The sequence below is a fragment of the Burkholderia sp. Ax-1724 genome (assembly GCF_011752995.1).
Lineage (GTDB): Bacteria > Pseudomonadota > Gammaproteobacteria > Burkholderiales > Burkholderiaceae > Paraburkholderia.
The window spans coordinates 220,387-235,840 of record NZ_VWWL01000006.1 but is presented as its reverse complement, the minus strand read 5'-3'; the positions used below and the strand labels follow the sequence as shown (position 1 = coordinate 235,840).

Genomic DNA, 15,454 nt, shown 5'->3' with positions numbered 1-15,454 from the left:
CTCGCGCGGGCTATCGAAAAAGCGACCCCAAACTTGCGAAATCGCAGCACGGCTCAACGCATGCGCCGCGCCTGACAAAACCCCATCCCTTGTAAAACCGGGCGCCCCGGGCGGTGCGAGGCGCCGATTCGTGCAATGCTGCGACGCAGCAGGACGCCGGCCCTCTGTTTGAGAAATTGATTTTCGCTTGCGAGACTGCGCGCCATGCCGGAGCAACGCGCAGGCCACGAAGCCGCCGCGAGCCGTGCCAATTCAACAAAACCTCGATGGAGACACGCGTGTTCCTATACGGCTTTGGTCCCGTGCTGCTCGCCGGCACGCTCCAGACGATCGAGCTGTCCGTTCTGTCGCTGGCGGCCGCCGTGCTGCTCGGTCTCGCGGGCGCGGCGGCGAAACTTTCGTTCAACCGGCCCTTGCGGGCCATCGCGACCGGCTACACGACGCTGATCCGCTCGGTGCCCGACCTCGTGCTGATGCTGCTGCTGTTCTACAGCATCCAGATGGCCGTCAACGACGTCACCGACGCGCTCGATCTGCCGCAGTTCGACATCGATCCGTTCGTGGCCGGCGTGCTGACGCTCGGCTTCATCTACGGCGCGTACTTCACCGAGACTTTTCGCGGCGCGTTTCTCGCGGTGCCGCGCGGCCAGCTCGAAGCGGGCAGCGCGTACGGCATGAGCGGCGTGCGCGTATTCACGCGGATCCTGTTCCCGCAGATGATGCGCTTCGCGCTGCCCGGCATCGGCAACAACTGGCAGGTGCTCGTGAAGGCCACCGCGCTCGTCTCGATCATCGGTCTCGCCGACGTCGTCAAGGCTGCGCAGGACGCGGGCAAGAGCACCTTCAACATGTTTTTCTTCATCCTCGTCGCCGCGCTGATCTATCTGGCGATCACCACGGTCTCGAACCTCGTACTGATCTGGCTGAACCGCCGCTATTCGACCGGCGTGCGGCACGCGGAGCTTTGAACGCCATGCTCGACATCCTCACGCAATTCTGGCAGGCGTACCTGTTCTGGGACGGCCAGCGCATCTCGGGTCTCGCGGTCACGCTGTGGCTGCTGGTCGCGTCGATCGCGATCGGTTTCGTGTGCGCGGTGCCGCTCGCGGTCGCGCGCGTCTCGAAGAAGCGCTGGCTCTCGACGCCGGTGCGTCTCTACACCTACGTGTTTCGCGGCACGCCGCTCTACGTGCAACTGCTGTTGATCTACACCGGCGTGTACAGTCTCGCGTTCGTGCGCGCGCACAGTCTGCTCGACGCGTTCTTTCGCAGCGGCTTTCACTGCGCGATCCTCGCGTTCGCACTGAACACCTGCGCGTACACGACCGAGATTTTCGCCGGCGCGATCCGCTCGACCTCGCACGGCGAAGTGGAAGCGGCGCGCGCCTACGGCATGAGCGGGTTCACGATGTACCGGCGCATTGTGATACCGTCCGCGCTGCGCCGGGCCCTGCCGTTGTACAGTAACGAGGTGATCCTGATGCTGCACGCGACCACGGTCGCGTTCACGGCCACGGTGCCCGACCTCCTGAAGGTCGCGCGCGACGCGAACTCGGCGACCTACCAGTCGTTCAACGCATTCGGGCTCGCGGCGCTGATTTATCTCGTCGTGTCGTTCGCGCTGGTGGCGCTGTTCCGGCGCGCCGAGCGGCGCTGGCTTGCGTATCTCGCGGTGCGTACGCATTGAGCGCGCGTTGACGCTATGGCATCGGGCGCCGCGCGCTTCGGCAAGGCGGCGTTCGCACCAGACTGATCCGTATTTTCACTGGGAGAGCATCTTGCTCCATACCACCCAAACCGAAGCTTGCAAGCTCGCCGCGCAGGACATCCACAAGCGCTACGGCGACAACGAAGTGCTCAAGGGCGTCTCGCTCAACGCGAACAAGGGCGACGTAATCAGCATCATCGGCGCGAGCGGTTCGGGCAAGAGCACCTTCCTGCGTTGCATCAACTTTCTGGAGCGGCCGAACGCCGGGCAGATCATCGTCGACGGCGAGGCGGTGAAGACGAAGACCGATCGCGCCGGCAATCTCGAAGTCGCCGATCACAGGCAGTTGCAGCGCATCCGCACGAAGCTCGCGATGGTGTTCCAGCACTTCAACCTGTGGGCGCACATGAACGTGCTCGAGAACGTGATCGAAGCGCCGATTCATGTGCTCGGTCTGAAGCGCAAGGACGCCGAGGAGCGGGCGCGCGAATATCTCGAGAAGGTCGGGCTTGCGCCACGCGTCGAGAAGCAGTACCCGTCGCATCTGTCGGGCGGCCAGCAGCAGCGCGTTGCGATTGCGCGCGCGCTCGCGATGGACCCGGACGTGATGCTGTTCGACGAGCCGACTTCCGCGCTCGACCCCGAACTCGTCGGCGAAGTGCTGAAGGTCATGCAGAAGCTCGCCGAGGAAGGCCGCACGATGGTCGTCGTCACGCACGAAATGGGCTTCGCGCGCAACGTCTCGAACCATGTGATGTTTCTGCACCAGGGCCGCACCGAGGAAGAGGGCGATCCCGCCGAGGTGCTGAGCGCGCCGTGCAGCGAGCGCCTCAGGCAGTTCCTCTCCGGCAGCCTGAAGTAACGTGCCGCGCGCTTTGCAGCGGTAACCGATGGCCCGCCCGTCCAGCCCGGCTCGCACGACGCAGGTCGCGATCGTCGCATTGCCGCCCGTGTCGATGTCGGGCGTCGGGCCTATTGTCGACGTGCTCAATCTCGCCAACGAAATCGACGGCCGCGCGCTGTACCGCGTGCAGGTCTGTTCGTGGGACGGCCGCGCGGTGCCGCTCGCGGGCGGCGCGCAATGGCCCGCCGATGCCGCGTTCGGCGACGCGATCGCGTGCGACTGGCTCATCGTCGTCAGCGAGCGCTTTCAGCAGTTCGCCGACTATCGTCTGTTTCTCGCGAGCCTCGCGCGCGTCGGCCGGCGCACGCCGCTCGTCACTGGCATTCATCATGGCGTGTGGTGGCTCGCCATGGCGGGGCAGTTGTCCGGCTATCGCGTCAGCGTGAACTGGGAAACCTATCAGCAGTTCTCCGAACAATTCGAGCGCTCGATCGTCACGCAGCAGATCTTCGAGATCGACCGCGATCGCGCGACCTGCGCGGGCGGCCAGGCGAGCGTCGATTTCATGCTCGCGATGATCGGCCGCGAGCATGGTCCCGAACTCGCGGAACGCATTGCCGATACGCTCGGCGTCGGAGTGTTGCGCAACGGCGAGGTGCGTCAGCGCATTCCGTTCGTGACCGCGCCGGGCGAGCGCCATCCGCGCCTGAACGACGCGTTGCTGCTGATGGAGGCGAACATCGAGGACCCGCTCACGACCGATGAAATCGCCGGCCTCGTCGGCGTCTCGCGGCGGCAACTGGAGCGGCTGTTTCGCCAGTATCTCGGCGCGATGCCGTCCAAATACTATCTGGGGCTGCGGCTGTCGAAGGCGCGTACGCAATTGCAGCGCACCAGCAAATCGGTCGTGCAGATCAGCCTCGCGTGCGGGTTTGCGTCGGCGGCGCATTTTTCGAACGCGTATCGCGAGCGTTTCGGCGTCACGCCGCGCGAGGATCGCCGCAACTGGATCGACCGGCAGACCGGCGCGCACGGCGGCGCGGGCAGCGAGCCGCGGCCGGCCGCGATGATCGAGCGGCCCGAGGCGGATTGAGCGCGGCCGGCCGCGGCGGCGGCGAGGCAGATTCCCGGCAGCGGCCGCCGCGCGTGGAACCGCATGGAAAGCGTCGCGTATGCGCAAGACGTATCGCGCGTGGTTTCCTACACTAGCTGTATTACCCGTTACCCGTTACCCGTTACCCGTGAGAGGATTTGCCATGAACGACCTGACTGTGACACGACAGACCTTCGACGAAGTCATGGTGCCGGTGTTTTCCCCCGCCGCCTTCGTACCGGATCGCGGTCTCGGCTCGCGCGTCTGGGACACGCAAGGCCGCGACTATATCGACTTCGCCGGCGGCATCGCCGTGACCGCGCTCGGTCATGCGCATCCCGAGCTGCTGAAGGTGCTGCACGAGCAGGGCGGCAAGCTCTGGCACATCGGCAATGGCTACACGAACGAGCCGGTGCTGCGCCTTGCGAAGCGCCTCGAAAACCTGACCTTCGCCGACCGCGCGTTCTTCGCCAACTCGGGCGCCGAGGCGAACGAGGCGGCGCTCAAGCTCGCGCGCCGCGTCGCGTTCGACCGCCACGGCGCGCAGAAAGCCGAAATTATCTCGTTTGCGCAGTCGTTCCATGGCCGCACGCTGTTCACGGTCAGTGTCGGCGGCCAGCCGAAGTACTCGGAAGGCTTCGGCCCGGTGCCGGCCGGCATCACGCATCTGCCGTACAACGACATCGAGGCGGCGAAGAAGGCAATCGGCGCACAGACCTGTGCGGTGATCGTCGAGCCGATCCAGGGCGAAGGCGGCGTGATCCCGGCCGACCCGGCGTTCCTCAAGGTACTGCGCGAAGCATGCGACCAGCACGACGCGCTGCTGATTTTCGACGAAGTGCAAACCGGGGTGGGCCGTAGCGGCTACTTCTATGCGTACCAGGACACGGGCGTGACGCCGGATATCCTGACCACCGCGAAGGCGCTCGGCAACGGCTTCCCGATCGGCGCGATGCTGACCACCCAGGAGCTCGCCGCGCATTTCAAGGTCGGCGTGCATGGCACGACTTACGGCGGCAATCCGCTCGGCTCGGCGATCGCGGAAAAAGTGGTCGAGCTCGTCAGCGACCCGAAGCTGCTCGAAGGCGTGCGCTCGCGCGGCGCGACGCTGAAGGGCCACCTCGCGAAGCTCAACGAGCGCTTCGGGCTTTTCACCGAAGTGCGCGGCAAGGGGCTGCTGATCGGCGCCGAACTGAACGACACGTACAGGGGGCGCGCGAAGGATTTCGTCACCGCGGCCGGCCAGCATGGCGTCATCATGCTGATGGCGGGGCCGGACGTGCTGCGCTTCGTGCCGTCGCTGATCATGCCGCTCGACGACATGGCCGAAGGCTTCGCGCGTCTCGAGAAGGCGTTCGGCGAACTCGTCGGCACGGCCCAGGCCGCCTCGCACTGATCCACGGCCACGCGTTCATGCATAACGACACGCTCTCGGACACGCACACGCACATGCACATGCACCCGCAGCGGATCATGCGTCACATTCAACAGGAACGATGATGCTATTCGTACGTCCAGGCCGCCTCGCCGATCTCGATGCGCTCGAACATATGGCGCGCACCGCGCAGCCGGTGCTGCATTCGCTGCCGCACGACCGGCGCGCGCTCGAAGCGCGCGTCGCGCTGTCGGAAGACTCGTTTCGCGCGGAAGTCGATTTTCCGGGCGAGGAGTTCTATCTGTTCGTGCTCGAAGACCCGGCGAGCGGCAAGCTCATGGGCACCGCGAGCATCGTCGCGGCGGCCGGTTATGCGGACCCGTTCTACGCGTTTCGCAACGACGCGCTGATTCATGCGTCGCGCGAACTGCACGTGAACCGCAAGATTCACGCGCTGACGATGTCGCACGAGCTGACCGGCAAGAGCCGGCTCGCGGGCTACTACATCGACCCGTCGCTGCGCGGCGATGCCGCCGCGCAGCTGATGTCGCGTGCGCGCATGATGTACATCGCCGCGAATCGCAAGCGCTTCACGCCCGAGGTGTTCTCGCTACTGCTCGGCGTCACCGACGAGAACGGCGTGTCGCCGTTCTGGGAAGCGGTGGGGCGCAAGTTCTTCGGCCGCGATTTCGCCGACATCGAAATCGAATCGGGCGGCCGCAGCCGCACGTTCATTGCCGAAGTGATGCCGACCTATCCGATCTATGTGCCGCTGTTGCCCGAAGCGGCGCAGCGCGTGCTCGGCGAGCCCGATGCGAACGCGCTGCTCGCCTACGAGATTCATCTCGAGGAAGGCTTCGAGACCGATCGCTACGTCGACATTTTCGACGCGGGTCCGGTCCTGACCGCGCAGGTCGATCGCAGTGTCAGCGTGAAGCACAACGAAACGCGCGTCGTGCGCGAGGCGCCCGCGCCGCGCGGCGAAACGTACCTGATCGCGCACAACGGCGCCGACGGCGCGTTCCGCTGCGTGCTCGGCGAACTCGCGCCGGGCAAGGCGTCGGGCGCCGCCTTGTCGCAGGCGGCGCGCGCCGCGCTCGGCGTGCGCGAAGGCGACGCGGTGCGCTGCGTGCCGCTGCATCAGCCGCAGGATGAACATTCGGGAGAAGCGCAATGATCGTCGTTCGCGTGGTGCAACGAGGCGATGTGGATGCGCTGATGCGGCTCGCGCAGGAAACCGGGCCGGGCCTGACCACCTTCAAGCCGGACCGCGATGCGCTCGCGGCACGCGTCGAACGCGCGCGCCGCACGCTGGAAGACCGGGCCGAGCCGCACGAGGCCGGCTACTTCTTCGTGATGGAAGACACGGCGACCGGCGACATAGCCGGCGTGTGCGGCATCGAAACGGCGGTGGGGCTGCGGCAGCCGTTCTACAACTATCGCGTGAGCACGGTCGTGCATGCGAGCCAGGACCTCGGCATCTGGACGCGCATGCATGCGCTGAACATTTCTCATGACCTCACCGGCTATGCGGAGGTGTGCTCGCTGTTTCTGAGCCCGCGTTATCGCGCGAGCGGCGTCGGCGGTCTGCTGTCGCGCTCGCGCTTCATGTTTTTCGCGCAGTTTCGCGAGCGTTTTCCGCAGCGTCTATGCGCGGAGATGCGCGGCCATTTCGACGCGGAAGGCACCTCGCCGTTCTGGCGCGCGGTCGGCTCGCATTTCTACCAGATCGATTTCAACGCGGCCGATTATCTGAGTTCGCATGGCCGCAAGGCGTTTCTCGCCGAGCTGATGCCGCGTTATCCGGTGTACGTCGAGTTGCTGTCCGAAGAGGCGCAGCGCTGCGTCGGCCTCACGCATAGCGACACGATTCCCGCGCGCCGCATGCTCGAAGCGGAAGGGCTGCGCTACGAGAATCACGTCGATATCTTCGACGCGGGCCCGGTGCTCGAATGCCATATTGCCGATCTGCGCACCGTGCGCGAGAGCGTGGTGGTCGCGGCCGAAATCGGCGAGGCTGCGGAACCCGCCGCGCAGGACGGAGCGAAGTCGATGGTATCGAATACGTCGCTCGGCGATTTTCGCGTCGGCGTGGTGGCGGGCGTGCCGCACGCAGGCGGGTTCCGCCTGAGCGCCGCCGAGGCCGCCGCGCTCGGCGTCAAGGCCGGCGATCCGCTGCGGGTGCTGCCGTCGAAACACAAACAGGGATGATTATGAGCGAGCTTTTTATCGACGGCGGCTGGGCTGCCGGCATCGGACCCGCATTCGCATCGCGCAACCCCGGCACGGGCGCGGTGGTGTGGCAAGGCAACAGCGCCTCGGCGGACGACGTCGATCGCGCGGTACGCAGCGCGCGGCGCGCATTCGCGGCATGGTCGGCGCTGACGCTCGACGAGCGCTGCGCGGTGGTGCGCCGCTTCGCCGCGCTCGTGACCGAGCGCAAGGAAGCGCTCGCCGCAGCGATCGGCCGCGAGACCGGCAAGCCGCTCTGGGAAGCGCGTACCGAAGCGGCCTCGATGGCCGCGAAGGTCGAGATCTCGATCCAGTCGTACAACGAACGCACCGGCGAAAAACGCTCGGCGATGGCCGATGGCACCGCGGTGCTGCGGCATCGTCCGCATGGCGTGGTGGCCGTGTTCGGCCCGTATAACTTCCCGGGCCATCTGCCGAACGGGCATATCGTGCCTGCGTTGATCGCGGGTAACGCGGTCGTGTTCAAGCCGTCCGAACTCGCACCCGGCGTTGCCGCGCTCACCGTGCAGATCTGGCGCGACGCGGGCTTGCCCGCCGGCGTGCTCAATCTCGTGCAGGGCGAGAAAGACACCGGCATCGCGCTGGCGAATCACCGGCAGATCGACGGCTTGTTCTTCACCGGTAGTTCGGATACCGGAACATTGCTGCACAAACAGTTCGGCGGCCGGCCCGAGATCGTGCTTGCGCTCGAGATGGGCGGCAACAATCCGCTCGTGATCGGGCCCGTGGCGGACCTCGACGCCGCCGTGCATCACACGATTCAATCGGCGTTTCTGTCGGCGGGGCAGCGCTGCACCTGCGCGCGCCGCATCTTCGTGCCCGACGATGCGTTCGGTGAGCGCTTCCTCGCGCGCCTGACTGAAGTGAGCGCGCGCATTGGCGTCGGCGAATACGATGCCGAGCCGCAGCCGTTCATGGGGGCTGTCGTGTCGGCGCGCGCGGCCTCGCGTTTGATGAGCGCGCAGGAAAATCTGCTTGCGCGCGGCGCGAAGGCGCTGCTGAAAATGGCGCAACGCGATCCGCAGCTCGGCTTCGTCACGCCCGCGATTCTCGACGTGACCGGCGTGCAGGATCTGCCCGACGAGGAGCACTTCGGCCCGCTCGCGCAGATCATCCGCTACCGCGACTTCGACGCCGCGCTCGAACAGGCGAACGATACCGAATTCGGTCTCTCGGCGGGCCTGCTCGCCGACGACGAAGCCCTGTGGACGCATTTCCAGCGCACGATCCGCGCGGGCATCGTCAACTGGAACCGGCCGACCAACGGCGCTTCGTCGGGTGCGCCGTTCGGCGGTCCGGGCCGCTCGGGCAATCACCGGCCGAGCGCGTACTATGCGGCCGACTACTGCGCCTACCCGATGGCCTCGGTCGAGAGCGCGCAACTGCATATGCCCGCGAGCGTCTCGCCGGGCCTTCAATTCTAAGGATCGACGATGCTGCAAGCCACTGAAGCCAATTTCGACGGCCTGGTCGGCCCGACTCACAACTATGCGGGGCTCTCGTTCGGCAATGTCGCGTCGCAGAACAACGAGAAGTCGGTCGCGAATCCGAAGGCCGCCGCGCGCCAGGGTCTGCGCAAGATGAAGCAGTTGGCCGACCTCGGTTTTCATCAGGGCGTGTTGCCGCCGCAGGAGCGTCCCTCGATGCGGCTGTTGCGCGAACTCGGCTTTTCCGGCGACGACGCTTCGGTCATCGCCCGTGTCGCGCAGAACGCGCCCGAGTTGCTGGCCGCCGCGAGTTCGGCCTCGGCGATGTGGACCGCCAACGCGGCGACCGTGAGCCCGTCGGCCGATACGCACGACGGCCGCGTGCATTTCACGCCGGCCAATCTGTGCAGCAAGCTGCATCGCGCGATCGAGCACGAGTCGACGCGCCGCACGCTGCGCGCGATGTTTAGCGATACCGACCGTTTCGTCGTGCACGAGGCGCTGCCCGGCACGCCCGCGCTTGGCGATGAAGGTGCCGCGAACCACACGCGCTTTTGCGAGCAATACAGCGCGCGCGGCGTCGAATTCTTTGTGTACGGCCGCAGCGAGTATCGTCGCGGGCCGGAGCCGAAGCGTTATCCGGCGCGTCAGACCTTCGAGGCGAGCCGCGCCGTCGCGCATCGTCATGGCTTGCAGGAAGCCGCGACCGTCTATGCGCAGCAGAACCCGGACGTGATCGACGCGGGCGTGTTTCATAACGACGTGATCGCGGTCGGCAATCGCAACACGTTGTTCTGCCATCAACTCGCGTTCGTCGAACAGAGCGCGGTGTACGACGAACTGCGCTCGAAGCTCGCGCACCTGCATGCGGGCTTCAACGTGATCGAAGTGCCCGATGCGCAGGTCGGCGTTGCCGATGCCGTGACGTCGTATCTGTTCAACAGCCAGTTGCTGACGCGTCCCGACGGCAAGCAGGTGCTCGTGGTGCCGCAGGAGTGCCGCGAGAATCTGCGCGTGGCCGCGTATCTCGACGAACTGACGTCGCATCGCGGGCCGATCGACGAAGTGCTCGTGTTCGATCTGCGCGAGAGCATGAAGAACGGCGGTGGTCCGGCGTGTTTGCGTCTGCGCGTCGTGCTCGACGACACCGAACGTGCGGCCGTCGCGCCGGGCGTATGGATCGACGACACGCTGTTCGGCCGCCTCGATGCGTGGATCGAGAAGCACTATCGCGACCGTCTCGCGCCGGCCGATCTGACCGATCCGCAACTGCTCGTCGAATCGCGCACCGCGCTCGATGAACTGACGCAGATTCTCGACCTCGGTTCGCTCTATGACTTCCAGCGCTGAGCATACGATGCCGGCCGCGATCCCGATGCTCGACGATTTCCTCGCATGGACGCTCGCGGGCAGGCGGCCTGCCGCGCATGAAGCGCAGGGCGTGTGCGCGAATGGCGTGCACTGGTCATGGCTCGACGAGGGTGTGCTCATGATGGAGCCGACGCAGGCACCAATGCAGAGGTCGACTCAAGCCGCCACGCACGGCTCCATCGGAAAACCCGCCATCCCGCGCAGCGTGCTGGTCTCGGCCGGCGTCCACGGCGACGAAACCGCGCCGATCGAACTGCTTTCGCGCATGATCGCCGATCTCGCGCGGGGCCGTGCCGCGCTCGCGTGCCGCCTGCTCGTGATTCTCGGCAACGTCGATGCGATGCGTGACGGCTCTCGTTATCGCGACGACGATCTGAACCGTCTCTTCAGCGGCCGTCATCTGCAATTGCCGCACAGCCACGAAGCGCCGCGCGCGGCGGCGCTCGAAGCGGCCGCGACGCGCTTCTTCGCGGCGGCGTCCGAGGCGCCCGGCGCGCGCTGGCACATCGACATGCATACGGCGATTCGCGCCTCCGCGTTCGAGCGTTTCGCGCTGCTGCCGCATACCGGCAAGCCGTTTTCGCGTGCGATGTTCGAATGGCTCGGCGAGGCGCGCATCGACGCGGTGCTGCTGCATACGACGAAGGGCAACACGTATTCGCATTTCACCGCGCAGGCGTGCGGCGCCGAGGCTTGCACACTCGAACTGGGCAAGGTGCGTCCGTTCGGCGAGAACGACCTCACGCGTTTCGCGGGCGCCGACCTCGCAGTGCGCGCGCTGCTCGCCGGAACGCGGGTCGGCGCGCAAGCGCATCAGCCAACGAATCAGCGAACCGATGCGGAATCCGATACGGAATCCGACGCACCCGCGGCCATGCCGCGCGTCTTCACCGTGATCGATCAACTGACCAAGCAAAGCGATGCCTTCGAGCTGCTGCTAGCGCCCGACGTGCCGAACTTCACACCGTTCACGCAGGGCACCTTGCTCGCGCGCGACGGCGAGTATCGCTATACGGTTCGGCACGACGAAGAGCGCATCGTGTTTCCGAACGCAACCGTCAAGCCCGGCTTGCGCGCCGGGCTGCTCGTGATCGAAACCACCGCCGACACGCTGTCCAGACTTGTCTAGACAGGTTCCGTGTACAATCGCGGGCGTCGCGGCGCTCGCACCATCACGCCGGCCGCGCGAGCCGGCCGCATTCCGTGCGGCGAAGCTGTCCGCGCCGGTCAGGCTCCGTCCTGGTCAACCCCGTAGAGGAACCCCCGTAATGAAGATGAATTGGCCCAACATGGCCGCGCTCGCGCTGTTCGCGGCGGCGGCGCTGACGGCAGGCAGCGCGTCGGCGGCGGATATCAAGGAAGTGCGCTTCGGTGTCGAGGCGTCGTATACGCCGTTCGAATCGAAGTCGCCGAGCGGTGAATTGCAGGGCTTCGACATCGACGTCGGCAATGCCGTGTGCGCGAAGCTGAAGGCCAGATGCGTGTGGGTCGAGAACTCGTTCGACGGCCTGATCCCGGCACTCGAAGCGCGCAAGTTCAACGCGATCAACTCGGACATGACGATCACCGACCAGCGTCGCCAGGCGATCGACTTCACCGATCCGATCTATACGATCCCGAACCAGATGATTGCGAAGAAGGGCAGCGGTCTGCAGCCGACGCCGGCATCGCTGAAGGGCAAGCACGTCGGCGTGCTGCAGGGCACGATCCAGGAAACCTATGCGAAGGCGCGCTGGGCGCCGGCCGGTGTCGACGTCGTGCCGTATCAGACGCAGGACCAGATCTACGCGGACCTCGTCTCGGGCCGTCTCGATGCGTCGTTCCAGGATGCCGAAGCGGCTTCGAAGGGCTTTCTGAAGAAGCCGCAGGGCGCGGGCTTCGAGTTCGCCGGTCCGGCCGTCAGCGACGAGAAGCTGCTCGGCGCGGGCGTCGGCTACGGCGTGCGCAAGAACGACAAGGCGCTGAAGGACGCGCTGAACGGCGCGCTGAAGGAACTGAAGGCGGACGGCACGATCGACCGCCTCGCCGCGAAGTACTTCGACGTGAACGTCGTGCTGAAGTAAGCGGCGTTGCGCATCGCGGGAGTCGCGACGCGCGGGGCTGCGACGAGCATCGCCAGGAACGGCCGCACAGCGATGTGCGGCCGTTTGCATTGGCGTTTCCGCACGGCTGCGTGGCGTGCCGATCAGGCTCGTCGCCCGCGTGGAAATAATGAAAGACCGTCGATTAATATTTCGGGTAATGGCTTCGCAAGCATGCTGGCATCTGAACGGCTGCGATAAAATCACGGGGCATAACGCCACGCGCGGCGGCTCTCATGAGCGTCATAAAAAACGCGCACAGTACGGCGAAAACACAAAACACAATACGGCGCACATACAGCGCCGGACAACAGCGGCCAGGCGCCAGCGGCGTCGAGCGGGGACCGGAATGACCATCATCGCAATCGAGACTCATAGCCCGAGCGGCGCGACCGACGACGCATCGTTGAGCGCCAGCTTCGCGCGGCAGCCCATTCTGAACCGGGACGGCATGCTGTGCGGTTACGAGATCAAGGTGCGGGCGCCTGAAGTGCCGCTCGAAGCAATAAACGAAGCAGCACACGAAGAAGCGGACAAAGCCACGGACAAAGCGCAGGACGCCGACACCTTGCCCGGCCGCGCGCCGACGCCCGCGCAACGTGTCGCCCGCGCGATCGCTCGCGGCCTCGTGCAAGGCGAGGTGCGCGGCGCGCTGACCGGCCATCCCGCCTATGTCGACGTGAGCCGCGAACTGCTGCTCGACGACGCGATCCTCAGATTGCCCGCCGAGCGCTTCATGCTCGAATTGCCGCCGTCGCTGGACGTCGACGCCGAGTTGATCGCGCGCCTCGTCTATCTGCATGGCCGCCGCTATCGCTTCGCGCTCGACGACGTCACGCAGCCCAACGAAACCTTCGCGAAGCTGCTGCCGTACGCCGAGGTCGTCAAGATCGACGTGGCGCGCGCGCCGCGTGCGCTGCTGCCGAAGCTCGCGAGCGTGCTGAAGTCGGCGGGCAAGCTGCTGCTCGCGTCGGGTCTCGACGCGCAGGCCGATTTCGATATGGCGCACGGGCTCGGCTTCGACCGCTTCCAGGGCTATTACTTCGCGCGTGCGCAGAGTTCGGACACGCGCCGTGTCAGCGCGCCGCGTCACGCGCTGCTCAATCTGCTGCAACTGCTCGGCGGCGACCCGAGCGTCGCGCAGCTCGAAGCCGAACTGAAGCTGAACCCGGTGCTCGTGATGCATCTGATGAAGCTCGCGAATTCGAGCGGCTTCGCGGTCGGCCACAAGGTGACGACGCTGCGCGAAGCGATCAACGCGACCGGCACCGATCGCATCGCGCGCTGGACGCAACTGCTGCTCTACGCGGACGGCCGCAAGGTCGCGCTCGAAGACGATCCGCTGCTGCAACTCGCGGCGACGCGCGCGCGTTTCATGGAACTGGCGATCGCGCGCATGCCCGAGGCAGGGCGCGACGAAGCCGACGCGGCATTCCTGACCGGCGTGTTTTCGTTCGTCGACGCGGTGTTCGGCGGCTCGCTCGAAAAGACGCTGAACGTCCTCACGCTTTCGCGGCCGATCCAGGCGGCGATCCTGCATCGCGAAGGGACGCTGGGGCTGTTGCTGAGCGCGATCGAAGCGCTCGAAAGCGGCGCATGGGAGCGCGTCGCCGAACTGTGCGAGCGTCTACAGCCATTGGCACTCGAAGACATCGCGCAGATGGGTCTCGCGGCCGCCGCCTGGGCCGGCGTCGCGGATCGCAGCGCGCAAGGGCTCGAACGGATCGAGGACTGAGCGGGCCTGCTCAGGCCACCTGCATCAGCGGAACTGTTTTCGGGCAAACACCGGAACGGCTTGAAACGAAGCAGGCGCTCAACGATCGCGCCACGTCTTCACATCGTCTCCATTTCCCGCATCTGCCCCTGGCCGAAAAAACGGCCTAACTCCTGGGCCAGTTCGTTGAGCACGCTCATTTCCTTCTGCGATATTCGGCGTGCTTCCTGCGTATGCGACCAGTCGCCGTAGAGCAGGGCGACGGTCTGATCGGTTTCGTCGACAACCGGCAGCAGCACGAACGCGCGCGTGTCGTCGAACGAGCGGCGGAACCATTCGGGCAGCCGCGCGACCATCTTCGGATCGCGCGCGTTCTCGATGAAGATGCCGACCGAATTGGCAATCGCGAGATGAAAGACGTCGGGCTCGAACGCGGCGTTGAACGTGAGCTTCGGCAAGGCCGCGTCGATCATCGGTCCGAGACCGAGGCGCGCCTTGAACGTGCCGTTGCTGTGCTTGACGAATACCACCGTGCGCGCAAAGCCGAGGCCGGCGAGCACGGTTTCCGCGGCCATCGCGAGCGCCGGCGCAAGCGGGCTGCCCGCGGGCAGATCGCGCAGATCCTTCACGCCGACTGCGATGCGGGCCTCCGGCGTCAGGGCTTCGCGCGCGATCGCATCGGCATTCGCGCGCAGCTCGACGATCTCGCGCATCACGCCGTCGCCGCCTTCCTCGCGCGCGAGCGCGATGCTCATCTGCTGCAGTACGTCGGGGTCCGTGTTCAGCGCACCGCTATAGCTTTGCGCGAGTTCGGCGATGCGCGCCTCGCGCTCCCAGTCCGGCATGTTCTGCTGCGTGAGCACGTCGGCGACCGCGGTCGAGTAGTTCGTGATGGCGCGCAGCCATTGCACCTGGCGCGGCTGCGTCACGTCCTGCGGATCGAATTCGCCCATGCCCGAACGGATCATGTCGGGCAGGCGCCAGCGCACCGCGGCTTCCGCGCCGATTTCCTCGAACGTGACGCCGAGCACGAGCACGCACGCATCGGTTTCGAGCGCGCCGCCGTCGATGTGGCGGCGAATCTGGTCCCACTCCGCGTCGAGATAGAACACCACCAGCAGCTTGCCGATCTGCCGCATCAGCGTGCAGACCACCGCTTCCTCGCCGGCGCGCAGATCGCCGCGCTCGGTCAGCTTGCGCGCGACGCAGCCCGACAGCAGCGTGCGGTTCAGTTCGAGTTTCGCGTCGATGCGGCGCGGCGCGCTGTGATGAAAGTGATCGACGATCTTCAGGCCGACGACGAGATGGCCGACCGCATCCATGCCGAGCACCATCAGCGCGCGCGACACCGTCGTGATGTTGCCGCCGAACGCCATGTACATGGCCGAGTTCGCAAGTCGCAGCACTTTCTGCGTCAGCGCGAAATCCGACAGCACCACCTGCACGAGGCCAGTGAAGTCGAGGTCGTCGTTGTTCATCGCCGCCATCGTGGTGCGCAGCGATTGCGACAGCATCGGGAAATCGCCGCGCTCGCTCATTCGCGTCCAGAGACGGTCGAGCACTGCCGCCTTTAGCATGTGAGTCCCGC

13 protein-coding genes are annotated in these 15,454 nt (G+C 66.0%); 12 read left to right on the top strand and 1 reads right to left on the bottom strand.

Going from position 1 to position 15,454, the window contains the following annotated elements; translation table 11 throughout:
• Positions 1 to 278: 278 nt before the first annotated feature.
• The 12 genes from hisQ (at position 279) to F3J19_RS10035 (ending at position 13,887) form a co-directional block, all read left to right on the top strand.
• Positions 279 to 968 carry a histidine ABC transporter permease HisQ gene (hisQ, locus tag F3J19_RS10090; RefSeq protein WP_167040298.1) on the top strand — a complete coding sequence of 230 codons (690 nt, stop codon included), beginning with the start codon at positions 279 to 281 and terminating at the stop codon, positions 966 to 968.
• Between the two features lie 5 nt (positions 969 to 973).
• Positions 974 to 1,687, top strand: a complete 714-nt coding sequence (locus tag F3J19_RS10085) for an ABC transporter permease (RefSeq protein ID WP_167040295.1) — start codon at positions 974 to 976, stop codon at positions 1,685 to 1,687.
• A gap of 91 nt (positions 1,688 to 1,778) precedes the next feature.
• Entirely contained in the window at positions 1,779 to 2,570 is a 792-nt protein-coding gene (locus tag F3J19_RS10080) for an ABC transporter ATP-binding protein (protein ID WP_167040293.1), read from the top strand.
• Between the two features lie 28 nt (positions 2,571 to 2,598).
• The gene (locus F3J19_RS10075) at positions 2,599 to 3,645 is read left to right on the top strand and encodes a GlxA family transcriptional regulator (protein ID WP_167040292.1); all 1,047 of its coding nucleotides are present in this window, start codon (positions 2,599 to 2,601) and stop codon (positions 3,643 to 3,645) included.
• 163 nt (positions 3,646 to 3,808) lie between these two features.
• The gene (locus F3J19_RS10070; protein WP_167040290.1) at positions 3,809 to 5,041 is read left to right on the top strand and encodes an aspartate aminotransferase family protein; all 1,233 of its coding nucleotides are present in this window, start codon (positions 3,809 to 3,811) and stop codon (positions 5,039 to 5,041) included.
• A gap of 103 nt (positions 5,042 to 5,144) precedes the next feature.
• Entirely contained in the window at positions 5,145 to 6,197 is a 1,053-nt protein-coding gene (gene aruF / locus F3J19_RS10065; protein ID WP_167040474.1) for an arginine/ornithine succinyltransferase subunit alpha, read from the top strand.
• Complete coding sequence (astA, locus tag F3J19_RS10060; RefSeq protein ID WP_167040288.1) at positions 6,194 to 7,231, top strand: arginine N-succinyltransferase; 1,038 nt, start codon at positions 6,194 to 6,196, stop codon at positions 7,229 to 7,231. The genes aruF and astA overlap by 4 nt, the downstream gene beginning before the upstream one ends.
• Positions 7,232 to 7,233: 2 nt before the next feature.
• Positions 7,234 to 8,697, top strand: a complete 1,464-nt coding sequence (astD, locus tag F3J19_RS10055) for a succinylglutamate-semialdehyde dehydrogenase (protein WP_167040286.1) — start codon at positions 7,234 to 7,236, stop codon at positions 8,695 to 8,697.
• A gap of 12 nt (positions 8,698 to 8,709) precedes the next feature.
• Entirely contained in the window at positions 8,710 to 10,050 is a 1,341-nt protein-coding gene (astB, locus tag F3J19_RS10050; RefSeq protein ID WP_167040470.1) for an N-succinylarginine dihydrolase, read from the top strand.
• Positions 10,034 to 11,200 (top strand): succinylglutamate desuccinylase, encoded by a 1,167-nt coding sequence (gene astE / locus F3J19_RS10045; RefSeq protein ID WP_240158867.1) that lies wholly within the window; start codon positions 10,034 to 10,036, stop codon positions 11,198 to 11,200. The genes astB and astE overlap by 17 nt, the downstream gene beginning before the upstream one ends.
• A gap of 139 nt (positions 11,201 to 11,339) precedes the next feature.
• Positions 11,340 to 12,134 (top strand): ABC transporter substrate-binding protein, encoded by a 795-nt coding sequence (locus F3J19_RS10040; protein WP_167040284.1) that lies wholly within the window; start codon positions 11,340 to 11,342, stop codon positions 12,132 to 12,134.
• 367 nt (positions 12,135 to 12,501) lie between these two features.
• Positions 12,502 to 13,887 carry an EAL domain-containing protein gene (locus tag F3J19_RS10035; protein WP_167040282.1) on the top strand — a complete coding sequence of 462 codons (1,386 nt, stop codon included), beginning with the start codon at positions 12,502 to 12,504 and terminating at the stop codon, positions 13,885 to 13,887.
• A 98-nt stretch (positions 13,888 to 13,985) separates the two neighbouring features.
• Here the strand turns inward: F3J19_RS10035 and F3J19_RS10030 are convergent, their stop codons facing one another.
• Positions 13,986 to 15,443 carry an HDOD domain-containing protein gene (locus tag F3J19_RS10030; protein WP_167040280.1) on the bottom strand — a complete coding sequence of 486 codons (1,458 nt, stop codon included), beginning with the start codon at positions 15,441 to 15,443 and terminating at the stop codon, positions 13,986 to 13,988.
• Positions 15,444 to 15,454: the final 11 nt, after the last annotated feature.

Bases quoted from the DNA above. Each gene is read 5' to 3' on its own strand.
- F3J19_RS10085 (WP_167040295.1), top strand. From the start codon at position 974: ATGCTCGACATCCTCACGCAATTCTGGCAGGCGTACCTGTTCTGGGAC.
- F3J19_RS10075 (WP_167040292.1), top strand. From the start codon at position 2,599: ATGGCCCGCCCGTCCAGCCCGGCTCGCACGACGCAGGTCGCGATCGTC.
- F3J19_RS10070 (WP_167040290.1), top strand. From the start codon at position 3,809: ATGAACGACCTGACTGTGACACGACAGACCTTCGACGAAGTCATGGTG.
- aruF (WP_167040474.1), top strand. From the start codon at position 5,145: ATGCTATTCGTACGTCCAGGCCGCCTCGCCGATCTCGATGCGCTCGAA.
- astA (WP_167040288.1), top strand. From the start codon at position 6,194: ATGATCGTCGTTCGCGTGGTGCAACGAGGCGATGTGGATGCGCTGATG.
- astD (WP_167040286.1), top strand. From the start codon at position 7,234: ATGAGCGAGCTTTTTATCGACGGCGGCTGGGCTGCCGGCATCGGACCC.
- astE (WP_240158867.1), top strand. From the start codon at position 10,034: ATGACTTCCAGCGCTGAGCATACGATGCCGGCCGCGATCCCGATGCTC.
- F3J19_RS10040 (WP_167040284.1), top strand. From the start codon at position 11,340: ATGAAGATGAATTGGCCCAACATGGCCGCGCTCGCGCTGTTCGCGGCG.
- F3J19_RS10035 (WP_167040282.1), top strand. From the start codon at position 12,502: ATGACCATCATCGCAATCGAGACTCATAGCCCGAGCGGCGCGACCGAC.
- F3J19_RS10030 (WP_167040280.1), bottom strand. From the start codon at position 15,443: ATGCTAAAGGCGGCAGTGCTCGACCGTCTCTGGACGCGAATGAGCGAG.